We start from the raw sequence: 22,197 nt of genomic DNA, 5'->3' as shown, positions 1-22,197 counted from the left end.
CGAAGGGGCGCCCTGCCGGTTGGCAGGGCGCCCCTTCGTCACGTATGCCTGCGGGCGGGAGTGCCCGCACCGGCCGCTACTCGCGTCCGGCCGACGTGAACGACATGTCCGCGTACCGGCCGCCCTGCACCTGGGCGGCGATCGGCTCAAGGAGCTCCAGCTCGGACTCGGTGAGGATCAACCGGGTCGCGGCGGTGTTCTCCTCGATACGGCTGCGCTTGCGGGTGCCGGGGATCGGCACCACGGTCAGGCCGTGCACCTGCGCCTGCTGCTGCACCCACGCGAGGGCGACCTGCCCCGGCGTCGCGTCGCGGGACTCGGCGACCGCGCGGAGCGGGGCGAGCAGGGCGGCGTTCGCGGCGGCGTTGTCGCCGGTGAAGCGCGGCATCGTCCGCCGGAAGTCGTCCTGGCCGAGGTCGCTGGTCGCGTTGGCGAAGGAGCCGGTGAGGAAGCCGCGGCCGAGCGGCGAGTACGGGACGAGGGCGACGCCGAGCCCGGCGGCCGCGGGCACCACGTGCTCCTCGATGTCCCGGCTGAACAGCGACCACTCCGACTGCACGGCCGCGATCGGGTGCACCGCGTGCGCGGCGCGCAGCTCGTCGGCGGTGACCTCGCTGAGGCCGAGGTGCTTCACCTTGCCCTCGGCGACCAGCTCGGCCATCGCGCCGACGGTGTCCTCGATCGGTACGTTCACGTCGCGGCGGTGCATGTAGTAGAGGTCGATGGTGTCGACGCCGAGGCGGCTGAGGCTGCCCTCGATGCACTGGCGGATGTACGCGGCGTCATTGTTGATGCCGCGCTTCGCCGGGTCCTCGGGGTCGATGACGATGCCGAACTTGGTGGCGAGGACGATCTCGTCGCGGTGCTTCTGCACGAACGGGGCGAGGAATTTCTCGTTCTCGCCGGCGCCGTACATGTCCGCGGTGTCGTAGAAGGTGACGCCCAGGTCCAGGGCGTGGTCGAGGGTGGCACGTGCCTCGTCGGCGTCCGTGGGCCCGTAGGCGAAGCTCATGCCCATGCAGCCGAGGCCTTGGACGGAGACCTCAGGGCCGTCGGTGCCGAGCTGCGCCGTCGCGATGGTGCTCATGGGTTCAGGACCTCTCCGGCGCCGCGGGGGCGCCACCATAGAACTCGATCTTGTAGTCCAGGACGGCGAGCGTCCCCTGCAGCTCGGCGATCCGCGCGAGGACGTCGCGCCGCGTGCTGACCAGGAGCTGCTGCCGCTCGTCGAAGGTGTGGTCGCCCTCGCGGACCAGCTCCGCGTAGCGGACCATGTCGGCCACCGGCATCCCGGTCAGCCGCAGCTTGCCGACGAAGGAGAGCCAGTCGAGGTCGCGGTTGGTGAAGCGGCGCTGGCCCGTGTGGGAGCGGTCGATGTGCGGCATCAGACCGATGCGCTCGTACCACCGCAGGGTGTGCGCGCTGAGTCCCGTGTACGCGGCGACCTCGCTGATCGTGTAGCGGTCCCGGCCGTCGGGGCGGGGGTGCGGCCGCGGACCGGAGGCGCAGGTGTCCACCGGGGACTCGGGGGCGAGTACGGGTGTCGCGGGGTCGAGGGCTGGTACGGGAGTGCTCATCGGTACGGGGGTGCTCTCCATCACCGTCATGACCACCACGCTAGAACCTTGGAGTGCACTCCAGGCAAGTCATATCCGAGGTGACCGCGCCACCGGGTGCCGGGTCGTGGGGGCTCCGAGGTGGTCGGGCCGGCCGGACCGTAGGCTCGTGGGCATGCAGAGCCTTGCCCTCATCGAGAACTGGCCGGTCCCCGGCGCCGCGGCCGGAGTCGTCCGGGCGGACGGCACCGTCGTCGGCACGCACGGCGACGTGACACGGCGCTTCCCGCTCGCCTCCGTGACCAAGCCGCTGACCGCCTACGCCGCGCTCGTCGCGTACGAGGAGGGTGCGGTCGAGCTCGACGAGCCGGCCGGGCCCGAGGGGTCGACCGTGCGGCACCTGCTCGCGCACACCAGCGGGCTCGCCTTCGACGAGCACCGGGTGACGGCGCCGCCCGGGACGCGGCGGCTGTACTCCAACGCCGGTTTCGAGGTGCTCGGCGACCACATCGCGAAGGCGGCGGACATCCCGTTCGCCGAGTATCTGCGCCAGGCGGTCCTGGAGCCGCTCGGCATGACGGCGACCTCGCTGGAGGGCTCGCCCGCGAAGGACGGGGTCTCGACGGTCTCCGACCTGCTGCGCTTCGCGGCGGAGCTGCAGGCGCCGCGGCTGCTCGACGCGCGGACCGTGGTCGAGGCCATGTCCGTGGTGCACCCCGGTCTGTCCGGGATCCTGCCGGGGTACGGGCACCAGAAGCCCAACGACTGGGGGCTCGGCTTCGAGATCCGGGACTCCAAGTCACCGCACTGGACGGGGAGTTCGTCCTCGCCTCGGACCTTCGGACACTTCGGGCAGTCGGGCACATTCCTGTGGGTGGACCCGGACGCGGGCGCCGCGTGCGTCGCCCTCGCGGACCGTCCGTTCGGGCCGTGGGCCGCTGAGGCCTGGCCGCCGTTCACGGATGCGGTGTTGGGGGAGCTGCGGGCGCGCTGAGAGCGCCGGTTGGCTAGGGCCTGTCCGGTCCGCCGGACAGGCCCTAGGTTGGCCCCATGGCTGACATAGTCCGCGCCACCCGAGCCGACGTCCACGCCCTCGCCGATGTGCTGGCCGATGCCTATGAGGACGATCCGGTCTGGGAGTGGCTCGTTCCCGAGGACCGGGTGCCGAGGCTGCAGAGGTTCTTCCGGGATCTGCTGGCCATGAATGCCGAGCGCGGGCGGCTGTGGACCGATATCGACCGGACCGTGGCCGCCGTGTGGTGTCCGCCCGGGGAGTGGAAGGTCGGTACGGGCGATCTCGTACGGCACTTCCCCGTGCTCGTACGGACGGGCCGCACCCGGCTGCCGCTGCTGCTCGGCATGCTGCAGTCCATGGAGCGCAAGCACCCCGTCGAACCCGAGCACTGGTACCTGGAGTTCATCGGGACGCACTCCAAGGCCCGCGGTACCGGCCGCGGTTCGGCGGTCCTCGGCGCGCTGCTCGCCCAGGCGGACGCCTCGGGCAAGCCCGCGTACCTGGAGTCGAGCAACGAGCGGAACCTGACGTTCTACAAGCGGCACGGCTTCACCGTGCAGGAGGAGATGACCTACCGGTCGAGCCCGCCGATGTGGCGGATGTGGCGCGAGGCGGACACCGCGTCAGCCCGCCGGTGAGTCGCTGACCTTGACCACCGGGCCGACCTGCACCTTCCCGCCGTCCTCGCCGTCGGTGACGGCGAGCGAGCCCGCCGGCCACGTCAGGGTGACGGGCTGGGTCTCGTTCGGGGGCGTCACCACCATGTCGGTCAGCCGCACACCGGAGCCGCCGCTGTTGTTGACCGGGAACGTGAGGTTGACTGCGGCGGTCTCGCCCTCCTGGAGGACCTGCGGCACGGCCTGCTCGCCGTTGCGCTCCACGGAGAAGGTGTCGCCCAGGGACGTCTTCAGATCGACGCCCGGGAAGCCGTTGATACGGCAGCCGGCGGCGCCGATGTTCTTGAAGGTGACGGTGACGACACCCTCCGTCGTGTCCGTGGTGTTGTCGGCGGCGGCGACGTCGAGCACGTCGGTGCGGCACACGTCGGCCATGCCGGCGCCGCCTTCGGAGCCCTGGTCGCTCCCGCCGGTGTCGGCGCCCTGATCCGCCTGGTCCGCCCCGCCGGTGCCACCCGCCTGGCCCGCCGACGCGGTCGGGCCGTCCGGCGTGCTGCCCGACGCGGTGTCGTCGCCGTTGCAGGCGGTGAGGGCGAGGGTGAGGACGGCGGTGAGTGCTGCGCCCACGGCGGCGGTGCGCTTGCGGGAGTGGAGCGTCGTACGCATGTGAATTCCCCGAATGTATGGCGGTCGAGTACGGAAGTGCAGGCGTGGCCCGGAACGTGCGGCGCGCCGCTACCCCGCTTGACCTGCTGACACTTGAAGCATCCCGCCCGCCGCTCACGTCCGGCTAACGCCTCGTTTGCGCCCTGCTGCCGTCCCTCGGCACGGCGGCGCCGGCCCCTCCCGGCGGTCAGGCGTCCTGGGCCGCCGCGAACTCCCAGATCAGGACCTCGGCCCCGGTCGTCGCCGTCAGCTCGTACGACGCCGCGTCCGTGACGCGGGCCGAGTCCCCGGCCGCCAACTCCGTGTCGGCGACGGTGACTTCACCCCGTACGACATGCACGTAGACGAACGCCGCCGAGGGCACCTCCGTGCGCTCCGAGGGGCGCAGCCGGCGCAGGTGGAGCAGGCCGCCCGCGGCCGGGACCGCGTACGGCGTCGAGTCGGCGATGCCGCGGACGATCTCGTACGAGGGGTCGCCGCCCGCGGTCGTGGGGGCGAGCCACATCTGCAGGAAGACCAGCGGTGTGTCGCCGTCATTGCGTTCGACGTGCCGTACTCCCCCGCCCGCGCTGAGCCGCTGCAGGTCGCCGGCGTGCACCACCGTCTCGTGGCCCGCCGTGTCGCGGTGGGTCAGGGTGCCCTCGACGACCCACGTGACGATCTCCGTGTGGCTGTGGGGGTGTTCGTCGAAGCCGGCGCCCGGCGCGAGGTGCTCCTCGTTGCAGGCGATGACCGGTCCGAAGCGGAGGTTGTCCGGGTCATAGTGCGGCCCGAAGGAGAACGCGTGCAGGGACGCGATGCCGTCCGCCGGCTCCCCGCCGCGGTACCGATCGCCGGAGCGCCGTACATCCATCACGCCCCCCACGGTAGCCGGGCCGCGCGCCCGGTCCGCCCGGTTCGCACACCGACCACCCGCCCGGGGACGCCCGGGGACGCCCGGGGACACCCGGGGACGCCCGCGGACACCCGGGTCCACGGTGACGCCGCCGCCGGGCTCCGTCCACTCCGATCACGACCCGCCACCCAGCCGCGGCGCCCCGATAAGGCAGTCTTGTCCCGTGCCCGAATCCGCAGCGAACCCGAGCCCCGACTCCGGAGCGACCCCGGCCGACGCCGGTCCGCCCCGGGTCCATCCGCATCTCGCCACGCTCAAGCTCCTGGAGAAGTCGTCCGGCAGCCTGGCCGCGCAGGCCATCGCGCGCATGGACGAGAAGCTGGCCTGGTACCGGGCGATGCCGCCGGAGAACCGGTCGTGGATCGGGCTCGTGGCGCAGGCCGGTATCGCCGCGTTCACCGAGTGGTTCCGGCACCCCGACGCCCCGCAGGCGATCTCGACCGACGTCTTCGGCACCGCGCCGCGCGAGCTGACGCGGGCGATCACGCTGCGCCAGACCGTGGAGATGGTGCGGACCACGATCGAGGTCATGGAGTCCGCGATCGACGAGGTCGCGGCGCCCGGTGACGAGTCGGTGCTGCGCGAGGCGCTGCTCGTCTACGCCCGCGAGATCGCCTTCGCGACCGCCCAGGTCTACGCGCAGGCGGCCGAGGCGCGCGGCGCCTGGGACGCGCGGCTCGAATCGCTCGTGGTGAACGCCGTCCTGTCCGGGGAGGCCGACGAGGGCGCCGTCAGCCGCGCCGCGGCGCTCGGCTGGAACTCCCCCGAGCACGTGTGCGTGGTCCTCGGCACCGCACCCGACGGCGACAGCGAGCTCACGGTCGAGGCCATCCGCAGGGCGGCGCGGCACGCGAAGCTGCAGGTCCTGACGGGTGTGCTCGGTGACCGTCTGGTCGTCATCGCCGGCGGCAGCGACAATCCGCTGGCCGTCGCGAAGGCGCTGATCGGCCCGTACGCGGCCGGTCCCGTGGTCGCCGGTCCTGTCGTCCCCGACCTGCTCGCCGCCACGCGGTCCGCGCAGGCCGCGGCCGCCGGACTCAAGGCGTGCGCGGCCTGGCAGGACGCCCCGCGGCCCGCGCTCGCGGACGATCTCCTGCCGGAGCGCGCCATCGCCGGAGACCCGGCCGCGCGCGAGCAGCTGGTGGAGGAGATCTACAGACCGCTGGAGGAGGCGGGCTCGGCGCTCCTGGAGACGCTGAGCGTCTATCTGGAACAGGCGAGCAGCCTCGAAGGCGCGGCCCGGATGCTCTTCGTGCACCCCAACACCGTCCGCTACCGGCTCCGACGTGTGACGGACGTCACCGGCTGGTCACCCTCGGATGTGCGCTCCGCGTTCACGCTGCGTATCGCGCTGATCCTGGGGCGTCTGGCCGACGGAGATCCGCAGTCCTAGACTTTTGTCGGGCCTCGACAATTCCCCTGACTGTTCTTCGTCCCTGTCCCCACGGGCGTCGCCCACCGTCCACAAGAGAGAGTGTGAGAGTGCTCGTACTCGTCGCTCCCGGCCAAGGCGCTCAGACGCCCGGCTTCCTGACTCCCTGGCTCGAACTCGATGGCGCCGCTGAAAAGCTCGCCGCGTGGTCCGACGCCATCGGCCTCGACCTCGCCCACTACGGGACGCAGGCCGATGCCGACGCGATCCGTGACACGGCCGTCGCGCAGCCGCTGCTCGTGGCGGCCGGACTGCTGTCCGCCGCCGCGCTCGGCGAGGCCGCGCCCGGCGCCGTGGCCGGCCACAGCGTCGGTGAGTTCACCGCCGCCGCCCTCGCGGGCGTCCTCGACGACACCGCGGCCCTGCAGCTCGTACGCAAGCGGGGTCTGGCCATGGCCGACGCCGCCGCGATCACCGAGACGGGCATGGCGGCCCTGCTCGGCGGCGACCCCGAGATCGTGGTCCCGCATCTGGAGAAGCTCGGTCTGACCCCGGCGAACGTGAACGGCGCGGGCCAGATCGTCGCAGCGGGCACCCTTGAGCAGATCGCCGCCCTGGAGGCCGACAAGCCCGAGGGCACCCGCCGGGTCGTCCCGCTGAAGGTCGCCGGTGCGTTCCACACGCACCACATGGCGCCCGCGGTCGAGACCCTGGCGAAGGCCGCCGAGCAGCTGTCTCCGGCCGATCCCACCGTCCCGTACGTCTCCAACAAGGACGGCCTTGCCGTGGCCTCCGGCGCCGAGGTCATCTCGCGTCTGGTCGGCCAGGTCGCCAACCCGGTGCGCTGGGACCTGTGCGTGGAGACGTTCAAGGAGCGCGGTGCGACCGCGCTCATCGAGGTGTGCCCGGGCGGCACGCTCACCGGTCTCGCCAAGCGCGCGCTGCCGGGTGTGGCGACGCTGGCCCTGAAGACCCCCGACGACCTCGACGCTGCTCGCGCGCTCATCGCCGAGCACGCAGCTGCCTGACGAAGGAGCCCCTGAGCAATGTCGAAGATCCAGCCGAGCAAGGGCGCGCCGTACGCCAAGATCATGGGCGTCGGCGGCTACCGGCCCACGCGGGTCGTGCCCAACGAGGTGATCCTCGAGACGATCGACTCGTCCGACGAATGGATCCGTTCGCGCTCGGGCATCGCCACCCGGCACTGGGCGAGCGACCAGGAGACGGTCGCCGCCATGTCGATCGAGGCCTCCGGCAAGGCGATCGCCGATGCGGGGCTGACCGCCGACAAGATCGGTGCCGTGGTCGTCTCGACCGTCTCGCACTTCAAGCAGACGCCCGCCGTCGCGACCGAGATCGCCGACAGGCTGGGTACGCAGAAGGCCGCCGCGTTCGACATCTCGGCGGGCTGCGCGGGCTTCGGCTACGCGCTCACGCTCGCCAAGGGCATGGTCGTGGAGGGCAGCGCGCAGCACGTCCTCGTCATCGGCGTGGAGCGGCTCAGCGATCTGACGGACCGTGAGGACCGCGCCACGGCCTTCCTGTTCGGTGACGGCGCGGGCGCCGTCGTCGTCGGCCCCTCCGACGTGCCGGCCATCGGCCCGACGGTCTGGGGCTCGGAGGGCGACAAGTCCGAGACGATCAAGCAGACGGTGCCGTGGACGGACTACCGGGACGGCGCGGTCGAGAAGTTTCCTGCCATCACGCAGGAGGGCCAGGCGGTGTTCCGCTGGGCCGTCTTCGAGATGGCCAAGGTCGCCAAGGAGGCCCTCGAGGCCGCCGGCATCACCGCGGACGACCTGGACGTCTTCATCCCGCACCAGGCCAACATGCGGATCATCGACTCGATGGTGAAGACTCTGAAGCTGCCGGAGCATGTCACGGTCGCCCGTGACATCGAGACCACCGGCAACACCTCGGCCGCCTCGATCCCGCTCGCGATGGAGCGGCTCCTGGCGACCGGGGAAGCCAAGAGCGGCGACACCGCGCTCGTCATCGGCTTCGGGGCGGGTCTCGTCTACGCAGCCACCGTCGTTACCCTCCCCTAGGCACCCTGCACGGAATCACTCCGTACGGGATCCTGCCACCTCACTGATACACAAGAAGGAGCGCCAACATGGCCGCCACTCAGGAAGAGATCGTCGCCGGTCTCGCCGAGATCGTGAACGAGATCGCCGGTATCCCGGTCGAGGACGTCCAGCTGGACAAGTCCTTCACCGATGACCTGGACGTCGACTCGCTGTCCATGGTCGAGGTCGTCGTCGCCGCCGAAGAGCGCTTCGACGTCAAGATCCCGGACGACGATGTCAAGAACCTGAAGACCGTCGGCGACGCCGCGGACTACATCGCGAAGCACCAGGACTGACCCTCCTGTGCCCCCGGGGCGGCCCGCAAGGGCCGCCCACCAGGGCCGCCATCCCATCGGTGGCGCGCTGACCCTCTACACGTGGAGAAAGAATTCCTGTGAGCCCGACCAATCGCACCGTGGTCGTCACCGGTATCGGCGCAACCACACCGCTGGGTGGCGACGCGGCCTCGACCTGGGAAGGTCTCGTCGCGGGCCGCTCGGGCGTCAAGCCCCTGGAGGGCGAGCGTTTCGCCGAGCTGCCGGTCCGTATCGCCGCGCCCGTCGCGGTCGACCCGGGCGAGGTCCTGCCCCGTCCGCTGGCCCGCAAGCTGGACCGCTCGGCGCAGTTCGCGCTGATCGCGGCCAAGGAGGCCTGGGCGGACGCCGGTTACGAGGGCAAGGCCGGTGAGGACTCCCGGATCGCCCCCGAGCGTCTGGGCACGGTCATCGCCTCCGGTATCGGCGGTGTGACCACGCTGCTCGACCAGTACGACGTACTCAAGGAGAAGGGTGTACGCCGGGTCTCCCCGCACACCGTTCCCATGCTCATGCCCAACGGCCCCTCCGCGAACGTCGGTCTGGAGGTCGGCGCCCAGGCGGGCGTCCACACCCCGGTCTCGGCCTGCGCGTCGGGCGCCGAGGCGATCGGCTACGCGGTCGAGATGATCCGCACGGGCCGCGCCGACGTCGTCGTCGCCGGCGGCACCGAGGCGGCCATCCACCCGCTGCCGATCGCGGCGTTCGCCAACATGATGGCGATGTCCAAGAACAACGACGAGCCCACGAAGGCCTCCCGCCCCTACGACAAGGGCCGTGACGGCTTCGTCCTCGGCGAGGGCGCGGGTGTCGTGATCCTCGAGTCCGAGGAGCACGCGAAGGCCCGTGGCGCGCGTATCTACTGCGAGGTGCTCGGCCAGGGCCTGTCGGCCGACAGCCACCACATCGCGCAGCCCGAGCCCACCGGTCGCGGTGTCGCCGCGGCCGTGCAGAACCTGCTCGACACCACCGACCTCAAGCCGGCCGAGCTGGTGCACCTCAACGCGCACGCGACGTCGACGCCGCAGGGTGACATCGCGGAGATCAAGGCGCTGCGCAAGGTGCTCGGCGCGGATCTCGACCATGTCGCGATCTCCGGCACGAAGTCGATGACCGGGCATCTGCTCGGTGGCGCCGGCGGTATCGAGACCGTGGCGACCGTGCTCGCGCTGCACCACCGTCTCGCCCCGCCCACGATCAACGTCGAGGAGCTCGACGAGGACGTCGCGGCCGACGGCGCCGACATCGTGCGCGGTGAGGCCCGGGCGCTGCCCGAGGGCCCGATCGCGGCGATCAACAACTCGTTCGGCTTCGGCGGGCACAATGTCGTGCTCGCGTTCCGGAGCGTCTGAGCGTCTCAAGTACGGAGAGGGCCCACCCCGGTTGTCCGGGGTGGGCCCTCTCGTGCGTACGGGCCGGTGGTGCGGCTCCTCACACCACCTGGTGGAGCCAGCGGACCGGGGCGCCCTCCCCCGCGTACCGGAAGGGCTCCAGTTCGTCGTCCCACGGCTTGCCCAGGAGCTTGGCGAGTTCGGCCTCCAGGTTGCCCTCGCCCGCGCGGGCCCGTGCGAGGGCCGCGCGCAGGCGGTCCTCCGGGATGAGGATGTCGCCGTGGATTCCGGTGACCGCGTGGAAGATGCCCAGGTCGGGCGTGGAGCTGTAGCGCTCGCCCTCCGCCGTGGCGCACGGTTCCGCGGTCACCTCGAAGCGCAGCTGCTGCCAGCCCCGCAGCGCGGAGGCCAGCTTGGAGCCCGTGCCCGCCTCGCCCTGCCAGGAGAACTCCGCACGCCACGTCCCCGGGGACGCGGGCTGGCGGATCCAGTCGAGCGTGATCCGGCCGCCGAGCACACTGGCGACGGCCCACTCGACGTGCGGGCACAGCGCGCGCGGTGCGGAGTGCACGTACAGGACTCCACGTGTCGTCACCGGGACCTCCAGGGTGGGGCGAGGCTCTGGGCTCGCACCTGGCCGGGCAGTTGGCGGGAGTTTCGCCAAGATTCCCGAGGAAATCCAGGACATCCACGGAATCCTTGAAACTCCCCGAAAGGGGACATTTCTGACGTGATGTAATTTACCGGAACCGGGACGGCGCTCAGTCTCCGGGTCGGCCACCGCAAAACTACCGTGCGGTGCGGGCCCGAGTGTGACGTACCGTCGGGTCCAGGTCCGGCAAACGGCGGGCATTCACCCGCCAGGGCGCCGGACCGCGGGCCGTTCCGGCGGCCGGGAGGGACACAGGGTGTGTCAGGAGAGGGGACGAGCGTGATCCGGAGTCGGTTCCGTGGGCGCGGCCCGGTCGCGGCGGCGGCCGCCGCGGTCCTCGCCCTCACCCTGTTCGGCTGCGACGCAACCGGGGGCAACTCACCCGCCCCGCAAGGCGCCGAGGCCGCCGACCGCCCCAAGCCCACGCCCACACCCACTCCCACCTGGGACACCAGCCCGCGGTCGGTCGCCGCGGTGGGCGATTCGATCACCCGCGGCTTCGACGCCTGCCAGGTGCTCTCCGACTGCCCGGAGTCGTCCTGGGCGACTGGCACCGACCCGGAGGTGAAGAGCCTCGCGGTCCGGCTGCTCGGCAAGGAGGCGGCGGCGACGCACAGTTGGAACCTGGCGCGCACCGGCGCCCGGATGGAGGAACTGCCCGGGCAGATGGAGCAGGCGGCCGAGAAGTCACCCGACCTGGTGACGGTTCTGATGGGCGCCAATGACGCCTGCCGTGGTACGGCGGCCGCGATGACCCCGGTCGCGGACTTCCGCGAGGACTTCGAGGACGCGCTGCGCACACTGCGCAAGGACCTCCCCAGGACACAGGTGTACGTGGCGAGCCTCCCGGATCTGTCGCGGCTGTGGTCGCAGGGCCGGGCCAGCGCGATGGCCAAGCAGATCTGGAAGCTGGGCATCTGCCAGTCGATGCTGGCCGACCCGGACGCGATGGACGCCCGGGCGGTGGAGCGGCGCGGGGATGTCACCGCGCGGGTGAAGGCGTACAACAAGGTCCTGAAGGACGTCTGCGCGAAGGACGACTACTGCCGCTACGACAACGGGTCGGTGTTCGGCTACGACTTCGGGCGCGGGCAGCTGAGCCGGTGGGACTGGTTCCATCCGAGCAGGGACGGGCAGGCGCGGCTGGCCGAGATGGCGTTCACGGCCGTGACCTCGGAGAAGTCGCCTCGGCGGTGAGCGTGCGGTGACGGTCGTGCGCTGACTGCCGTGCGCTGACTGTCGTGCGCCGACTGTCGTGCGCTGACGGGGCGTTGTCAGTGGGGGCCGATACCCTGAGAAGGGGCTCGGCCCCCGGGCGGGAGGGGACTGTCTCAGGCGTCGAGCGTCACGCTCAGCCCGTCTCCCAGCAGCGAACGCGCGGCCCTCAGCGTGTACGCACCCTTGCGGTACGCCCACGCCCCGGCCGCCTCGTCCCAGGTCTCGAACGCCCGCCGCGGCAGCGGGATCCGTACCTCGACGCTCTCGCCGGGCGCGGCCGTGACGCTCGCGAAGGCCGCGAGGGCGCGGGCGGGGCGCTCGACGGCGGGGTCGGCGGGCGGGGCGAGGTAGAGCTGGACGGTCTCGCGGCCGGTGCGCGTCCCAGTGTTGCGCAGCCGCACCGTCGCCTCCTCGGGCGTGGCGGCGAGGCTCTCGTACGTCCAGTCGGTGTAGCCGAGGCCGTGCCCGAAGGGGTACGCGGGGGTGGCACCGGCCCGTTCCCAGGCGCGGTAGCCGATGAAGACCCCCTCGTTGTAGGCGAGTTGGCCCTGGTCGTCCGGTGTGACCTCGGTGACGGGGGCGTCGGCGAGCGAGCCCCACGTGGTGGGCAGCCGGCCGCCGGGCTCCTGGGCGCCGGTGAGGACGTCGGCGAGGGCCGCGCCGCCCTCCTGGCCGGGGAACCAGCTGAGCAGCACGGCCGCGACGTCGTCGCGCCACGGCAACTCCACCGGGGAGCCGGAGTTGACGACCACGACCGTGCGCGGGTTGGCGGCCGCGACGGCCCGTACGAGATCGTCCTGGCGGCCGGGCAGGTGCAGGTCGCGGCGGTCGAAGCCCTCGGACTCGACGCGGTCGGTGGTGGCGACCACGACCACCGCCGTCTCGGCGTCGCGGGCTGCGCGGACCGCCTCGGCGATCAACTCGTCCGCGTCCCGGAGGGGTTCGGAGTGCGAGAGGCACAGGGCGACGACCTCGATCGGGATGCCCTCGATCTTGAGGATCGCCACGTCCAGGGAGACCTCGACCGGCACCCCTGCCTTGAGTTCCACGGTGCCGCGTTCGGTGGGCGCGCCGAGGAAGGCCTCGAAGGGGTCGCCGTCGACGGCCATCCCCTGCTCCCCGTCGAAGAGCTCCCGCCCGTCCACGGTGAGCTTCAGACCGCCGAGGCCACGGGTGCCGAAACGGTGCGCGCCGTCGACGCGCGGGGTGAAGGTGCCGGTGATCTCGACGCGGGTCAGCGCGTCGAAGGTGACGCCCGCGGGGAAGCCGCCGCCGAACCACTGGATCGCCCCGTCCGCGAGCGGCGCCTCGCCGAGCACCTGCCCGTCGGCGTCACGGCAGACGGCGCGCAGCGCGAACCCGGCCTTCGCGACGCCCAGTTCGTCGCTGGGCTCGGCGCCGATCGCGTACGTGACCGCGTCCTCGCCGAGCGCGGCGGTGAGGCCGTCGAGCGGGGAGACGACGCGGCGCGGGAAGACGGTGGCGGAGCCGCCGCCCAGGACACGGGCGTCGCGGGCCGCGGCGCCGATCAGGGCGAGGGTGCCGGTGCCGGTACCGGAGTCGGTGCCGGTCAGCGGCAGCACCGAGGACTCGTTGCGGACGAGGACGAAGGAGCGGTGGGCGATCTCGCGGGCGAGCGCCTCCCCGTCGGTCTCGGGCGGCAGCTCCGTGACGGCGGGCCGGGCCCCGTCGAGCGCGCCGACGCGGGCGGCGAGCCGGAGCACCCTGCGGACGGCGTCGTCGACCGCGCTCTGTTCGACCTGCCCGTCGCGTACGGCCGCGGCGAGCGCGGGCCCGTACACCGTCATCGGGCCGGGCATCGCGACGTCGAGCCCGCCCTCGATGGCGCCCTTCGTGTCGCGGGCGGCCATCCAGTCGGAGACGTTGAACCCGTCGAAGCCCCATTCGCCCCGCAGGATGCCGTTCACGAGGGCGGCGTGCTCGGTCATCGTGATGCCGTTGACGGCGTTGTAGGCGGTCATGATGCCCCAGGGGGCGGCCTGCTTGACGATCGCCTCGAAGGGTGCCAGGTAGAGCTCGCGCAGGGCGCGTTCGGGGACCAGGTTGTTCACGGTGAAGCGGTCGGTCTCGGCGTCGTTGGCGACGAAGTGCTTGACCGTGGTCCCGACCCCGCCCGACTGCACCCCGCGGACATAGCCGGTGCCGATCTCGCCGGTCAGATACGGGTCCTCGCTGTACGCCTCGAAGTGCCGTCCGCCGCGCGGTGAGCGCTGCAGGTTGACCGTGGGCGCGAGCAGGACGTGCACGCCCTTGCGGCGGGCCTCCTGGGCGAGCAGCCGACCGGCGCGGCAGGCGAGTTCCGGGTCCCAGGCGGCCGCGAGGGCGGTCGGCGAGGGCAGGGCTACGGAGGGGTCGTCGGCGCTCCAGCGCACGCCCCGTACGCCGATCGGGCCGTCGGACATGACCAGGGACTTCAGCCCGATCTCCGGGAGCGCGGGCAGCGTCCACATGTCCTGGCCGGCGAGGAGACGGGCCTTGGTGTCGAGATCGAGCTTGCCGAGCGCGGCCTCCACGACCGCCTCGTACTCGTGCGCCCCGTCCGCGTACTGCTGCTCGGTCACTGCCGTACCTCCTCGTAGACGTACCCCTGACTGCACCCCCATCCTGCACGGCACACCTGTGAAGCGGTAGGTTTCGTTATCTTGCAGTTATAAAAGGCGTTTAGGGTCGGGGCATGGCGGCGAGGACGAGAAGTGAGCAGCGGCGTGCGGAGATCGTGCGGGCCGCGCTCGAAGTGATCGCCGAGCGCGGCTACCGCGGGGCGTCGCTCGCGGCGGTGGCCGAGCGCGTGGGGCTCACCCAGCAGGGGCTGCTGCACCACTTCCCCACCAAGGAGGCGCTGCTCGTCGCCGTCCTGGAGGACCGCGACCAGTGGGACGCCGCGATCCCGCGCCGCGACTGGCATCTCGACCTGCTTGCCTCGCTGGTCGAGTACAACGCGATGCGGCGCGGCATCGTGCGGACCTTCTCGGCGCTGCTCGGCGAGGCGGTCACCGAGGAGCATCCGGCCGCCCCGTACTTCACTCGCCGCTACACGGACGTCCGGGCGGACCTCGCGGAGCTGCTGCGGACCCAGTACGGCGAGCGGCTGCCGTCGGGGCTCACGCCCGAGCAGGTGGCGCCGCTGCTCGTGGCGGTGCTCGACGGGCTGCAGTACCAGTGGCTGCTCGATCCGGAGAGCGTGGACATGGCGGCCGCGTTCCGGGACTTCCTGGTGCTGCTCGGGGAGTAGGGGCGCCCGCGGTTCACTGTTGTGGCGGGAGTGCGGCCACCACCTCCACCTCGATCAGCGCCCACGGCAGGAAGAGCTTCGAGACCTCGACCGTGGTGCTGGTGGGCGGTGTACCGGTGAGGAACTCGCGGCGTACGGCCCCGTATTCGTGCAGACGGCTGATGTCCGTCAGATACGTGCGGATGTTGACGATGTCCGCGAGACCCGCGCCGTGTGCCTTGAGCAGGGCGTCAAGGGCCTCGAAGACGCCGCGGCTCTGCGCGGTGAGGTCCTCGCCCTCGGCGACCTGCCCGGACAGCTGCAACAGGGCGCCGCCGCCCGGGAGTTCGATCCGGGCGACCTGCGTGTAGTACGGGCTCAGCGGGGCGGGCGCGGAGGGCGGGTTGTCGAGGGTGACGCGCATGGTCAGGCTCCTTCGGCGGGTTCGTCGGGTGCGGTACGGATGCGGGTGACCGCGGCGGCGATGTCCTGGTGGGCGAGGGCGGGGTCGGACGCGTAGTGCGCGCCGATCACCTCCATCGCGGGCAGCCGCGTGACCGCGGTGGCCAACGCGATGTCCTTGACCGCGAGTTCCGCCGCGAAGAGGACGTTCTCGGCGAACGCCCGCGGCACCGCGCCGCCGATCGCGCTCCGGCCGAGCGTCGCCTTGGCCGTCTCCTCGGGGATGCCGAGCGTGTCCGCGAGCCGCAGCGCCTCGCCGACCAGGGCCACCGAGCCGAGCACGGCCGTGTTCACGACGAGTTTCAGGGCGGCGCCCGTGCCCAGCGGGCCGGTGCGGGTGACCGTGCCCAGCGTGGCGAGCAGCGGCTCGACGGCGTCGGCCTCGCCGCCCGCGAGGATGCCGAGCGTGCCGGCCGCCGCCTTGTCGGTGCTGCCGAGGACGGGTGCGTCGACGAGCGTGACCTTCCGCGGCAGCGCGTCCGCGAGCTCCCGTATGACATCGGGTCCGACCGTGGACATCTCCACCCAGTGCGCGCCCGGCCGCAGCGCGGGTCCGATCGCACGGGCGACGGCGCGTACGGCGTCGGGGGTGGCCAGCATCGTGACGACGACGTCCGCGTCGGCCACCGCCTCCGCGGGCGAGGCGGCGAGGCGGGCGCCCTGGGCGACGAGGGGGTCGGCGCGGGACGCGGTGCGGTTCCAGACGGTCAACGGGTGGCCCGCGGCCAGGAGCCGGGCGGCCATGGGCGCGCCCATGTGGCCGAGGCCGAGGAAGGCGATGTGTTCCATGCCTCGACGCTAGGCGCGGGGTTGTGATGCGACAAGCGAATGTCTGGCATGGCGGGCATGCGAGACTCGCATGGGACCGCATGGGACCGCATGGGACCGCATGGGACCGCATGGGACCGCATGGGACCGCATGGGACCGCATGGGGCCGCATGGGGCCGCATGGAAGTGCAGGGACCGCATGGGGACCGCGGACCGCATGGGACAGATACCGCGCCGCGAGGAGCCGCCATGGATACGCAGACGTCGCCCGACCCTCGCGACCTCTCCACCGCCTGGCTGCGCGTCTTCGTCGCGGTCGCCCGGCTCGGGTCCTTCACCGAGGCCGCGCGCACCCTCGGGTACACCCAGTCCGCCGTGTCGCGGCAGATCCAGGCGCTGGAGTCCTCGCTCGGCGAGGGGGCGCTCTTCGACCGGCTGCCGCGCGGGGTCGCGGTGACGGAGCGGGGGCAGGCGCTGCTCCCGCGCGCCGAGGCGGTGCTCGCCCAACTGGACGCGGCCCGCGAGGACCTGGCGGCGCTGCGCGAGGTACGGGGCGGGCGGCTGCGGGTCGGAGCGTTCCCGACGGCCGGGGCGGCGCTGCTGCCGAGGACGGTCGCCGCGTTCCAGGAGCGGTACCCGGACGTCGAGTTGACCTGCGCGGAGGGCCTGACCGGCACGCTCCTCGCCCGGCTCGACGACGGCACGCTCGACGTGGCCGTCGTCTCGACCACGGCGGGCGCGGTACCGGACTCGTACGCGCTGGCGAAGGTGGCCGACGAGGCCATGTACGTGGCCGTCCCCGCGACCCACCGGCTGGCCCGCCGGCGGCGGGTGCGGCTGGCCGAACTGGCCGGGGACGCCTGGGTGTCGGGGAGCGCGAGCACCGAGCGCAGCCTGCTGCACCCCGCGGTACGCGAGGACTTCCGGCCGCGCGTGGCCTATGTCGCGGGCGAGTGGATCGCCAAGCAGGGGTACGTGGCCGCCGGGCTCGCCGTCGCCCTCGTCCCGGCGCTCGCCGCCGAAGGGGTGCGGCCGGACATCCGGCTGCTCGCGGTGCACGCCGACGACATCCCGCCGCGCGCCGTGTACGCGGCGACACCGCGCGGCCGTTCGGCACCGGCGGCCGCGGCGGCCTTCGTCACCCTGCTCCGCGAGGCGGGCGCGCACCTCGGAAGGTGAGCCCGCGGCCGCACGGGCAGGGCACTCCGGAGAGCCTGACCTGGCCGTACGGGCAGGGCACTCCGGAAGGCGAGCCCTGGCCGCACGGGCCTCAGACCGGCTCCGGACCGCCCTGCACCAACGGCCCGGCCGACAGGGACTTCCCGCCCCCGTCCTCCGCACCGTCGTCCTCGCCCCGCAGGTCCCGCACCATCAGCGTGGCGCCCGCGACCGCGCCCGGCATCAGGAACACCGCGACGAACGGGACCAGGAACGACAGCGCGAGCGGCACCCCGAAGCCCCAGATCAGCATCCGGCGCCCGCGCATCATGGCCAGCTGCTCGCGCGCCTCGACCCGGCGGCGCTGCAGCGCGACCGAGGTCAGCTCCTGGGTGAGGAAGAAGCCGGTGACACCGAAACCGATCGCGGGCACCACCGTCTGCCCCAGGACCGGGATGAACCCGAGCGCGAAGAGCAGCACGGCCCAGCCCGCGGCCCGGACGACGATACGGATGCTGTCGCGCGCGGAGATCCACAGCTCGCGCAGCAGCGGGAGCCCGGACTCGGGCGCGGTGCCGTCGGGCGACTTGTCCTTGTCGACCTGCTCGGACAGCGACTCGTAGAAGGGCTGGCCGATCAGCAGCGTGACGGCCGTGAACGTGATCACGGCGAGCAGCAGCCCGAGCGCGAAGACGAGGAACACCAGGAAGCCGCGGAAGACGGCGAGCAGCGTCTTTGACCAGTCGTCGGCGAAGGGTGTCGCCCACGCGACGAAGTCATCGGCCCCGTAGGCGAGCCCGATCAGCGCCCCCACGTACAGCACGAGGGTGATCAGCCCGGGGATCAGACCGAAGCCGAACCACCGGCCGTGGCCGAGGACCCACCGCTGGCCTTTGAGGAGATAACCGAACCCGGTTCCGAGATCACGCATGCCGACCAGCGTACGGGGCGACTGTGACGGCGCGGACCGGCGGAGCGCCTGGGTCCGCAAGACCCTCTTGTTGCGGGCGGGTTGAGCCGGTAGACACCGCTTACCTGTCACATCGAGAGGATCGCGGAGGTACGCGTGGGCATCCACAGACCTGGTCTCCACAGGCCCGTTCCCGTCCTGCTGATCGGTGCCGCCCTGACGACCGCGCTGCTGCCGGGCAGCGCACAGGCCGAGCCACGGCCGGGCCCCTCCCCCGTGCGCGGCGCGGAGGAGCGCGGCGACAAGGCCGCCAAGTCATCGGCCGCGTCCGCCGAGCGCGCGCTCGGGGAGCGGATTCCCGGCTTCTCGCGCACGGCCGGCTACCCGCGCGAGCGCGAGCTGCCCGAGGTGCCGGAGAACCCGGCCGACAAGTCGATCAAGCTGGGCCTCACCCCGTACCACGGCATCGCGCCGAAGCTGAACGCCCTGCAGAAGCTGGGCGACCGGGTGAGCGTGGAGATCGCCGGGCGCAGCGCCGGCGGGCATCAGCTGTATCTGGTGACGGTGACCTCACCGGAGTCCTCGCGCGAGGCGCGCGCCCAGGAGCGGATGCGCGAGCGCATCGAGAACGCGCCCGCAAGTGCCGCCCGCGACAAGGAGATCAAGGCGGAGTACAAGACGCCGGTCTTCATCAACAACAACATCCACGGCAACGAGTGGGAGGGCACGGACGCGGCCCTGAAGCTCATCGAGCGGCTCGCGACGGCGAAGGACGCGAAGACCGAGGACCTGCTCGACCGGTCCCGTATCTACCTCAACGTCACCGCGAACCCCGACGGCAGGATCGCCGGAACCCGCGCCAACGCCAACGGCTTCGACCTCAACCGCGACTTCGTGACGGCCTCGCAGCCCGAGACACGGGCGATGCGCCAGATCGCCGTCGACAAGCAGCCGGCCGTGATGATCGACCTGCACGGCTACGTCAACGGCACGCTGATCGAGCCGACCACGCCGCCGCACGGCGAGAACTACGAGTACGACCTGTTCCTCAAGAACACCTACGCCAACGCCCTCGGCATGGAGGCCGCGGTCAACGGCCTCGGCTACACGGAGGCGAAGGACGGTGTGAAGCCCGCGCAGATCCCCTTCCGTGACTCGGAGGAGGGCTGGGACGACTGGCCGCCGATCTTCACGCCGCAGTACATGCCGTTCCACGGCGCGACGGCCGCGCACACCATCGAGTTCCCGATGCAGGTCAACAACCGCGCGTACGACACACTGCCGGTGGCCGAGCTGCGCCGCCGTTCCGCGATCAACACGGACATCGCGGGCGCGGCGATGGACGCGACGCTCTCCTTCGTGCAGGAGCGGCGCGCGGGGCTGCTCGCCGACCAGATCGAGACGTTCCGGCGCGCGGACGCGGGCGAGGCCCAGGTGCCGGTCTCGCCGGAGACCGTCCCCGGCGTGCCGGGCATCGGCCCCGAGGACGTCTACACCACCGACTTCCCGCGCGCGTACGTCATCCCGGCCGCGGGCCGCGACCAGCGCTCGGCCACGGCGGCGGCCCGCCTCGTCGACCACCTCATCGCCCATGACGTACGGGTGGAGCGGGCGGTCCGCGACTTCCGCCTCGGCGGCCGTTCGTACGAGCGCGGCTCCTACCTCGTCGACCTGGAGCAGCCCAAGCGCGGCATGGCGAACGTGCTGCTCGCGGACGGCCGGGACATCAGCGACAAGGTCTCGGTCATGTACGACATCTCGGGCTGGAGCCTGGGCCGCCTGTGGGGCGCCACGGTCGACGAGGTGAAGGACGGCCGCCTCGACGTGCCGCGTACCCCGGTGCGGTCCGCCGCCGCTGCCGGATACGTCGCCCCGCGCGGCGATCTGCGCCTCGGCCTCGACGACCCGCAGGAGATCGCGGCGCTCAACGCGCTGCTCGCGGACGGCGTCGCGGTACGCAGGGCGGCGGACGGCGGCGCGATCGTGCCCGCGTCGGCGCGGCGCGCGGCCCTGCAGCTCTCGCGTACGTACGACGTGGCCTTCACCGCGGCGAAGGAGCGCGGGTCGGGTGCGCTGCAGCGCACGCGGGTCGCGGCGGCCGTCACCTCGGGCGAGCTCTTCGCGCTGCGCGAGATGAACTTCGACGTGCTGCCGGTGTCGACCGCCACGCTCAACGCGGGCTTCGACTGGTCGGAGGCGGACGTCCTGATGGTGTCGGCGGGCCTGGACCTCGGCGAGCTGAACGCCCCCGCACGCGGCGCCCTGGACGCGTTCCTCGCGGACGGCGGCGGCGTGGTCGGCCTAGGCGGGACCGGCGCGGCGCTCACCGCGGACGCGGGCCTGCTCACGGCGAAGGCGGTCGCGGGCAACGGCGACGCCAACGGCGTGGTCCGGGTGGCGAATACGGCGGGCCCGGTCACCGCCGGCGCCCCGGACACGACGTTCGTCTACTCCCCCGTCTGGTTCACGGACCTCGGCCCCGGGGTCCGCGTCGAGCAGTCGTACGCGACCGGGAACCCGCTCGTGTCCGGCCACTGGCGCGCCCTGGAGGACGGCACGGGCGGCCCCGCGGACGCCGCGGGCAAGGCCTCGGTGGTGAGCGCTCCGGGCGTGGAGGGCTCGCGGACGTACCTCTTCGGTACGGAGCCGCTGTTCCGGGCGCACCCGAAGGGTGTGTTCCCGCAGATCGGCCGGGCGCTGCTGGGGGCCGCGGGGAGCTGAGTGTCACAGCTTCGTGATCGTTGATCTCCTCGGATTGCCTCCTCCGGGCGGCCATTGATAGGCATGGATCATTCCACTTACATGGATCTCCGGTCACGGCGGTCCATGGCTCCGATCCAGCCGAATGGTCCCGTCCGGGGGAGGCCCGATGAAGTTCGATATGGGTGCGTCCGTGTTGTCGAGTCTGCGGTCGCAGTCGCAGACGTCGAGTGATGATCTGGGGTCGTTGATCCGTCAGTTGATCGCTGCCGCGCAGCCGCTTGAGGGCAAGTTCAACGGGTCGGGTAAGGCGGCTTTTGACTCGTTCAAGCGGAATTCGGATGAGATCACGGCGGCGTTGAACGGATCCCTGTCGGCGATCCTGGGCGGCCAGACCGGGATGGACTCCGCGTTCGGGACAGGTGATCAGGAGTCCGCGGACAACGCGCGCTCCACGATGGCCGCCGCGAACTTTGATGCTGCTCGCTTCGGCGGACGCTGAACTACGGGGATTGGGGACTTCTGATGGCTTCGAATGGTGACCGTCGCTCGTATGACCTGTCCGCTTCGTCGGATGCGCAGGGCAACATCCAGGGTGTGATCGCGCGTCTGGAGCAGGTGATCACGGACCGGGACCGGCAGGTGAAGGCCGCGATGGCCGACTTCCAGGCGGATGGTGTCTCGGACACGTATCACGACAAGGAGCAGCGCTGGAATCGTGCGTCGGGTGAGGTGCGGACGATCATTCAGTTGCTGAAGTCGACGTTGGAGAAGAACGACGGCACCGCGCAGCAGACGTTGTCGCGCGCGAAGGCTGCTGTCGATTCCATCGGCTGAGCACCGGGGGCTGAGGTATGTCGGGTTGGGATATTCGTCCTCAGGGTGTTCAGGGTGTGTTGAAGACCGCGGGTGAGACGGCGGGTGGGATCGAGAAGCAGGCCACTGCGTTCGGTGAGCATCTGAAGTCGGCTGCGACGTCGGCGGGGACGGTGGCCGCGGACGGCGCTGAGGGTGCGGACAACGGTGGTCTGGTGGCGCTGGCGTTGTCGCAGTTCGCTGAGCATGCGGTGAAGGACATCAAGTTCGTGGCGGCGCGGGCGGGTAAGTCGCTGACGGGTGCGGTCGAGGCGACCACCGCGTATCTGGACGGGGATCTGACGATGGCGGCGCAGGCGCAGCGCGAGGCGCTGGGTGCGCCTGATATTGATCCGGAGAAGCCGGGGGTGCAGGAAGGATGATCGAGCCTGGTCAGATTCCGCAG

General features: G+C 71.9%; 23 protein-coding genes. 14 read left to right on the top strand and 9 right to left on the bottom strand.

Features of this window, described 5'->3' with window-relative positions:
* Positions 1-76: 76 nt before the first annotated feature.
* Both ACIBI4_RS27115 and ACIBI4_RS27110 read right to left on the bottom strand, forming a co-directional pair.
* Entirely contained in the window at positions 77-1,087 is a 1,011-nt protein-coding gene (locus ACIBI4_RS27115) for an aldo/keto reductase (RefSeq protein ID WP_399206679.1), read from the bottom strand.
* A gap of 4 nt (positions 1,088-1,091) precedes the next feature.
* Complete coding sequence (locus ACIBI4_RS27110) at positions 1,092-1,607, bottom strand: MerR family transcriptional regulator (protein ID WP_399206678.1); 516 nt, start codon at positions 1,605-1,607, stop codon at positions 1,092-1,094.
* A gap of 124 nt (positions 1,608-1,731) precedes the next feature.
* Here ACIBI4_RS27110 and ACIBI4_RS27105 point away from each other — a divergent pair, with 124 nt between their 5' ends.
* Entirely contained in the window at positions 1,732-2,550 is an 819-nt protein-coding gene (locus ACIBI4_RS27105; RefSeq protein WP_399206677.1) for a serine hydrolase domain-containing protein, read from the top strand.
* 56 nt (positions 2,551-2,606) lie between these two features.
* Positions 2,607-3,209 (top strand): GNAT family N-acetyltransferase, encoded by a 603-nt coding sequence (locus ACIBI4_RS27100; RefSeq protein ID WP_399206676.1) that lies wholly within the window; start codon positions 2,607-2,609, stop codon positions 3,207-3,209.
* Here ACIBI4_RS27100 and ACIBI4_RS27095 read toward each other — a convergent pair.
* Positions 3,195-3,854, bottom strand: a complete 660-nt coding sequence (locus ACIBI4_RS27095) for a DUF4232 domain-containing protein (RefSeq protein ID WP_399206675.1) — start codon at positions 3,852-3,854, stop codon at positions 3,195-3,197. The genes ACIBI4_RS27100 and ACIBI4_RS27095 overlap by 15 nt on opposite strands.
* A gap of 187 nt (positions 3,855-4,041) precedes the next feature.
* Positions 4,042-4,707 carry a pirin family protein gene (locus ACIBI4_RS27090; protein ID WP_399206919.1) on the bottom strand — a complete coding sequence of 222 codons (666 nt, stop codon included), beginning with the start codon at positions 4,705-4,707 and terminating at the stop codon, positions 4,042-4,044.
* Positions 4,708-4,912: 205 nt separating this feature from the next.
* On the opposite strand from ACIBI4_RS27090, the gene ACIBI4_RS27085 reads away from it, so the two are divergent.
* The 5 genes from ACIBI4_RS27085 to ACIBI4_RS27065 all read left to right on the top strand — a co-directional run bounded on the left by ACIBI4_RS27085 (position 4,913) and on the right by ACIBI4_RS27065 (position 9,856).
* Positions 4,913-6,142, top strand: coding sequence for a PucR family transcriptional regulator (locus ACIBI4_RS27085; RefSeq protein WP_399206674.1), 1,230 nt, complete (start codon positions 4,913-4,915; stop codon positions 6,140-6,142).
* 89 nt (positions 6,143-6,231) lie between these two features.
* Positions 6,232-7,149 carry an ACP S-malonyltransferase gene (locus ACIBI4_RS27080; protein WP_399206673.1) on the top strand — a complete coding sequence of 306 codons (918 nt, stop codon included), beginning with the start codon at positions 6,232-6,234 and terminating at the stop codon, positions 7,147-7,149.
* Between the two features lie 18 nt (positions 7,150-7,167).
* The gene (locus ACIBI4_RS27075) at positions 7,168-8,169 is read left to right on the top strand and encodes a ketoacyl-ACP synthase III (protein ID WP_399206672.1); all 1,002 of its coding nucleotides are present in this window, start codon (positions 7,168-7,170) and stop codon (positions 8,167-8,169) included.
* A gap of 68 nt (positions 8,170-8,237) precedes the next feature.
* Entirely contained in the window at positions 8,238-8,486 is a 249-nt protein-coding gene (locus tag ACIBI4_RS27070; RefSeq protein WP_399206671.1) for an acyl carrier protein, read from the top strand.
* Between the two features lie 98 nt (positions 8,487-8,584).
* Entirely contained in the window at positions 8,585-9,856 is a 1,272-nt protein-coding gene (locus ACIBI4_RS27065; RefSeq protein WP_399206670.1) for a beta-ketoacyl-[acyl-carrier-protein] synthase family protein, read from the top strand.
* Between the two features lie 79 nt (positions 9,857-9,935).
* Here the strand turns inward: ACIBI4_RS27065 and ACIBI4_RS27060 are convergent, their stop codons facing one another.
* Entirely contained in the window at positions 9,936-10,430 is a 495-nt protein-coding gene (locus ACIBI4_RS27060; RefSeq protein WP_399206669.1) for a DUF3145 domain-containing protein, read from the bottom strand.
* A 336-nt stretch (positions 10,431-10,766) separates the two neighbouring features.
* Between ACIBI4_RS27060 and ACIBI4_RS27055 the strand changes: the two genes are divergently transcribed.
* Positions 10,767-11,684 (top strand): SGNH/GDSL hydrolase family protein, encoded by a 918-nt coding sequence (locus ACIBI4_RS27055; protein ID WP_399206668.1) that lies wholly within the window; start codon positions 10,767-10,769, stop codon positions 11,682-11,684.
* Positions 11,685-11,818: 134 nt separating this feature from the next.
* On the opposite strand, the gene ACIBI4_RS27050 is transcribed toward ACIBI4_RS27055, so the two are convergent.
* Positions 11,819-14,329, bottom strand: coding sequence for a glycoside hydrolase family 3 protein (locus ACIBI4_RS27050; RefSeq protein ID WP_399206667.1), 2,511 nt, complete (start codon positions 14,327-14,329; stop codon positions 11,819-11,821).
* 71 nt (positions 14,330-14,400) lie between these two features.
* On the opposite strand from ACIBI4_RS27050, the gene ACIBI4_RS27045 reads away from it, so the two are divergent.
* On the top strand, positions 14,401-14,958 hold the full coding sequence (locus tag ACIBI4_RS27045; protein WP_399206666.1) for a TetR/AcrR family transcriptional regulator: 558 nt from the start codon (positions 14,401-14,403) through the stop codon (positions 14,956-14,958).
* A gap of 13 nt (positions 14,959-14,971) precedes the next feature.
* On the opposite strand, the gene ACIBI4_RS27040 is transcribed toward ACIBI4_RS27045, so the two are convergent.
* Together ACIBI4_RS27040 and ACIBI4_RS27035 are read right to left on the bottom strand one after the other, a co-directional pair.
* Positions 14,972-15,361 (bottom strand): RidA family protein, encoded by a 390-nt coding sequence (locus ACIBI4_RS27040; protein WP_399206665.1) that lies wholly within the window; start codon positions 15,359-15,361, stop codon positions 14,972-14,974.
* 2 nt (positions 15,362-15,363) lie between these two features.
* Positions 15,364-16,188: an NAD(P)-dependent oxidoreductase gene (locus ACIBI4_RS27035; protein WP_399206664.1), complete on the bottom strand. Its 825-nt coding sequence runs from the start codon at positions 16,186-16,188 to the stop codon at positions 15,364-15,366.
* A 229-nt stretch (positions 16,189-16,417) separates the two neighbouring features.
* Here ACIBI4_RS27035 and ACIBI4_RS27030 point away from each other — a divergent pair, with 229 nt between their 5' ends.
* Entirely contained in the window at positions 16,418-17,347 is a 930-nt protein-coding gene (locus ACIBI4_RS27030) for a LysR family transcriptional regulator (protein WP_399206663.1), read from the top strand.
* A 91-nt stretch (positions 17,348-17,438) separates the two neighbouring features.
* Here ACIBI4_RS27030 and ACIBI4_RS27025 read toward each other — a convergent pair whose 3' ends face one another.
* Positions 17,439-18,257: an EI24 domain-containing protein gene (locus ACIBI4_RS27025; RefSeq protein ID WP_399206662.1), complete on the bottom strand. Its 819-nt coding sequence runs from the start codon at positions 18,255-18,257 to the stop codon at positions 17,439-17,441.
* Positions 18,258-18,392: 135 nt separating this feature from the next.
* Here ACIBI4_RS27025 and ACIBI4_RS27020 point away from each other — a divergent pair, with 135 nt between their 5' ends.
* From ACIBI4_RS27020 to ACIBI4_RS27005, 4 genes are all read left to right on the top strand, one after another.
* The gene (locus ACIBI4_RS27020) at positions 18,393-20,957 is read left to right on the top strand and encodes a M14 family zinc carboxypeptidase (protein WP_399206661.1); all 2,565 of its coding nucleotides are present in this window, start codon (positions 18,393-18,395) and stop codon (positions 20,955-20,957) included.
* Between the two features lie 148 nt (positions 20,958-21,105).
* Positions 21,106-21,438: a hypothetical protein gene (locus tag ACIBI4_RS27015; protein WP_399206660.1), complete on the top strand. Its 333-nt coding sequence runs from the start codon at positions 21,106-21,108 to the stop codon at positions 21,436-21,438.
* A gap of 23 nt (positions 21,439-21,461) precedes the next feature.
* The gene (locus ACIBI4_RS27010; protein ID WP_399206659.1) at positions 21,462-21,773 is read left to right on the top strand and encodes a pore-forming ESAT-6 family protein; all 312 of its coding nucleotides are present in this window, start codon (positions 21,462-21,464) and stop codon (positions 21,771-21,773) included.
* Between the two features lie 17 nt (positions 21,774-21,790).
* Positions 21,791-22,174 carry a DUF6507 family protein gene (locus ACIBI4_RS27005; protein ID WP_399206658.1) on the top strand — a complete coding sequence of 128 codons (384 nt, stop codon included), beginning with the start codon at positions 21,791-21,793 and terminating at the stop codon, positions 22,172-22,174.
* Positions 22,175-22,197 lie beyond the last annotated feature (23 nt).

Source organism: Streptomyces sp. NPDC050418, assembly GCF_044458745.1.
In the GTDB taxonomy this organism is placed as follows: Bacteria; Actinomycetota; Actinomycetes; order Streptomycetales; family Streptomycetaceae; genus Streptomyces.
Note: the sequence above shows the minus strand (reverse complement) of the source record. Positions and strands in the feature narration are given on the sequence as shown.

Bases quoted from the DNA above. Each gene is read 5' to 3' on its own strand.
- ACIBI4_RS27010 (WP_399206659.1), top strand. From the start codon at position 21,462: ATGGCTTCGAATGGTGACCGTCGCTCGTATGACCTGTCCGCTTCGTCG.
- ACIBI4_RS27025 (WP_399206662.1), bottom strand. From the start codon at position 18,257: ATGCGTGATCTCGGAACCGGGTTCGGTTATCTCCTCAAAGGCCAGCGG.
- ACIBI4_RS27030 (WP_399206663.1), top strand. From the start codon at position 16,418: ATGGATACGCAGACGTCGCCCGACCCTCGCGACCTCTCCACCGCCTGG.
- ACIBI4_RS27075 (WP_399206672.1), top strand. From the start codon at position 7,168: ATGTCGAAGATCCAGCCGAGCAAGGGCGCGCCGTACGCCAAGATCATG.
- ACIBI4_RS27015 (WP_399206660.1), top strand. From the start codon at position 21,106: ATGAAGTTCGATATGGGTGCGTCCGTGTTGTCGAGTCTGCGGTCGCAG.
- ACIBI4_RS27100 (WP_399206676.1), top strand. From the start codon at position 2,607: ATGGCTGACATAGTCCGCGCCACCCGAGCCGACGTCCACGCCCTCGCC.
- ACIBI4_RS27045 (WP_399206666.1), top strand. From the start codon at position 14,401: ATGGCGGCGAGGACGAGAAGTGAGCAGCGGCGTGCGGAGATCGTGCGG.
- ACIBI4_RS27005 (WP_399206658.1), top strand. From the start codon at position 21,791: ATGTCGGGTTGGGATATTCGTCCTCAGGGTGTTCAGGGTGTGTTGAAG.
- ACIBI4_RS27110 (WP_399206678.1), bottom strand. From the start codon at position 1,607: ATGACGGTGATGGAGAGCACCCCCGTACCGATGAGCACTCCCGTACCA.
- ACIBI4_RS27040 (WP_399206665.1), bottom strand. From the start codon at position 15,361: ATGCGCGTCACCCTCGACAACCCGCCCTCCGCGCCCGCCCCGCTGAGC.
- ACIBI4_RS27090 (WP_399206919.1), bottom strand. From the start codon at position 4,707: ATGGATGTACGGCGCTCCGGCGATCGGTACCGCGGCGGGGAGCCGGCG.
- ACIBI4_RS27035 (WP_399206664.1), bottom strand. From the start codon at position 16,188: ATGGAACACATCGCCTTCCTCGGCCTCGGCCACATGGGCGCGCCCATG.
- ACIBI4_RS27105 (WP_399206677.1), top strand. From the start codon at position 1,732: ATGCAGAGCCTTGCCCTCATCGAGAACTGGCCGGTCCCCGGCGCCGCG.
- ACIBI4_RS27070 (WP_399206671.1), top strand. From the start codon at position 8,238: ATGGCCGCCACTCAGGAAGAGATCGTCGCCGGTCTCGCCGAGATCGTG.
- ACIBI4_RS27050 (WP_399206667.1), bottom strand. From the start codon at position 14,329: ATGGGGGTGCAGTCAGGGGTACGTCTACGAGGAGGTACGGCAGTGACC.
- ACIBI4_RS27095 (WP_399206675.1), bottom strand. From the start codon at position 3,854: ATGCGTACGACGCTCCACTCCCGCAAGCGCACCGCCGCCGTGGGCGCA.
- ACIBI4_RS27115 (WP_399206679.1), bottom strand. From the start codon at position 1,087: ATGAGCACCATCGCGACGGCGCAGCTCGGCACCGACGGCCCTGAGGTC.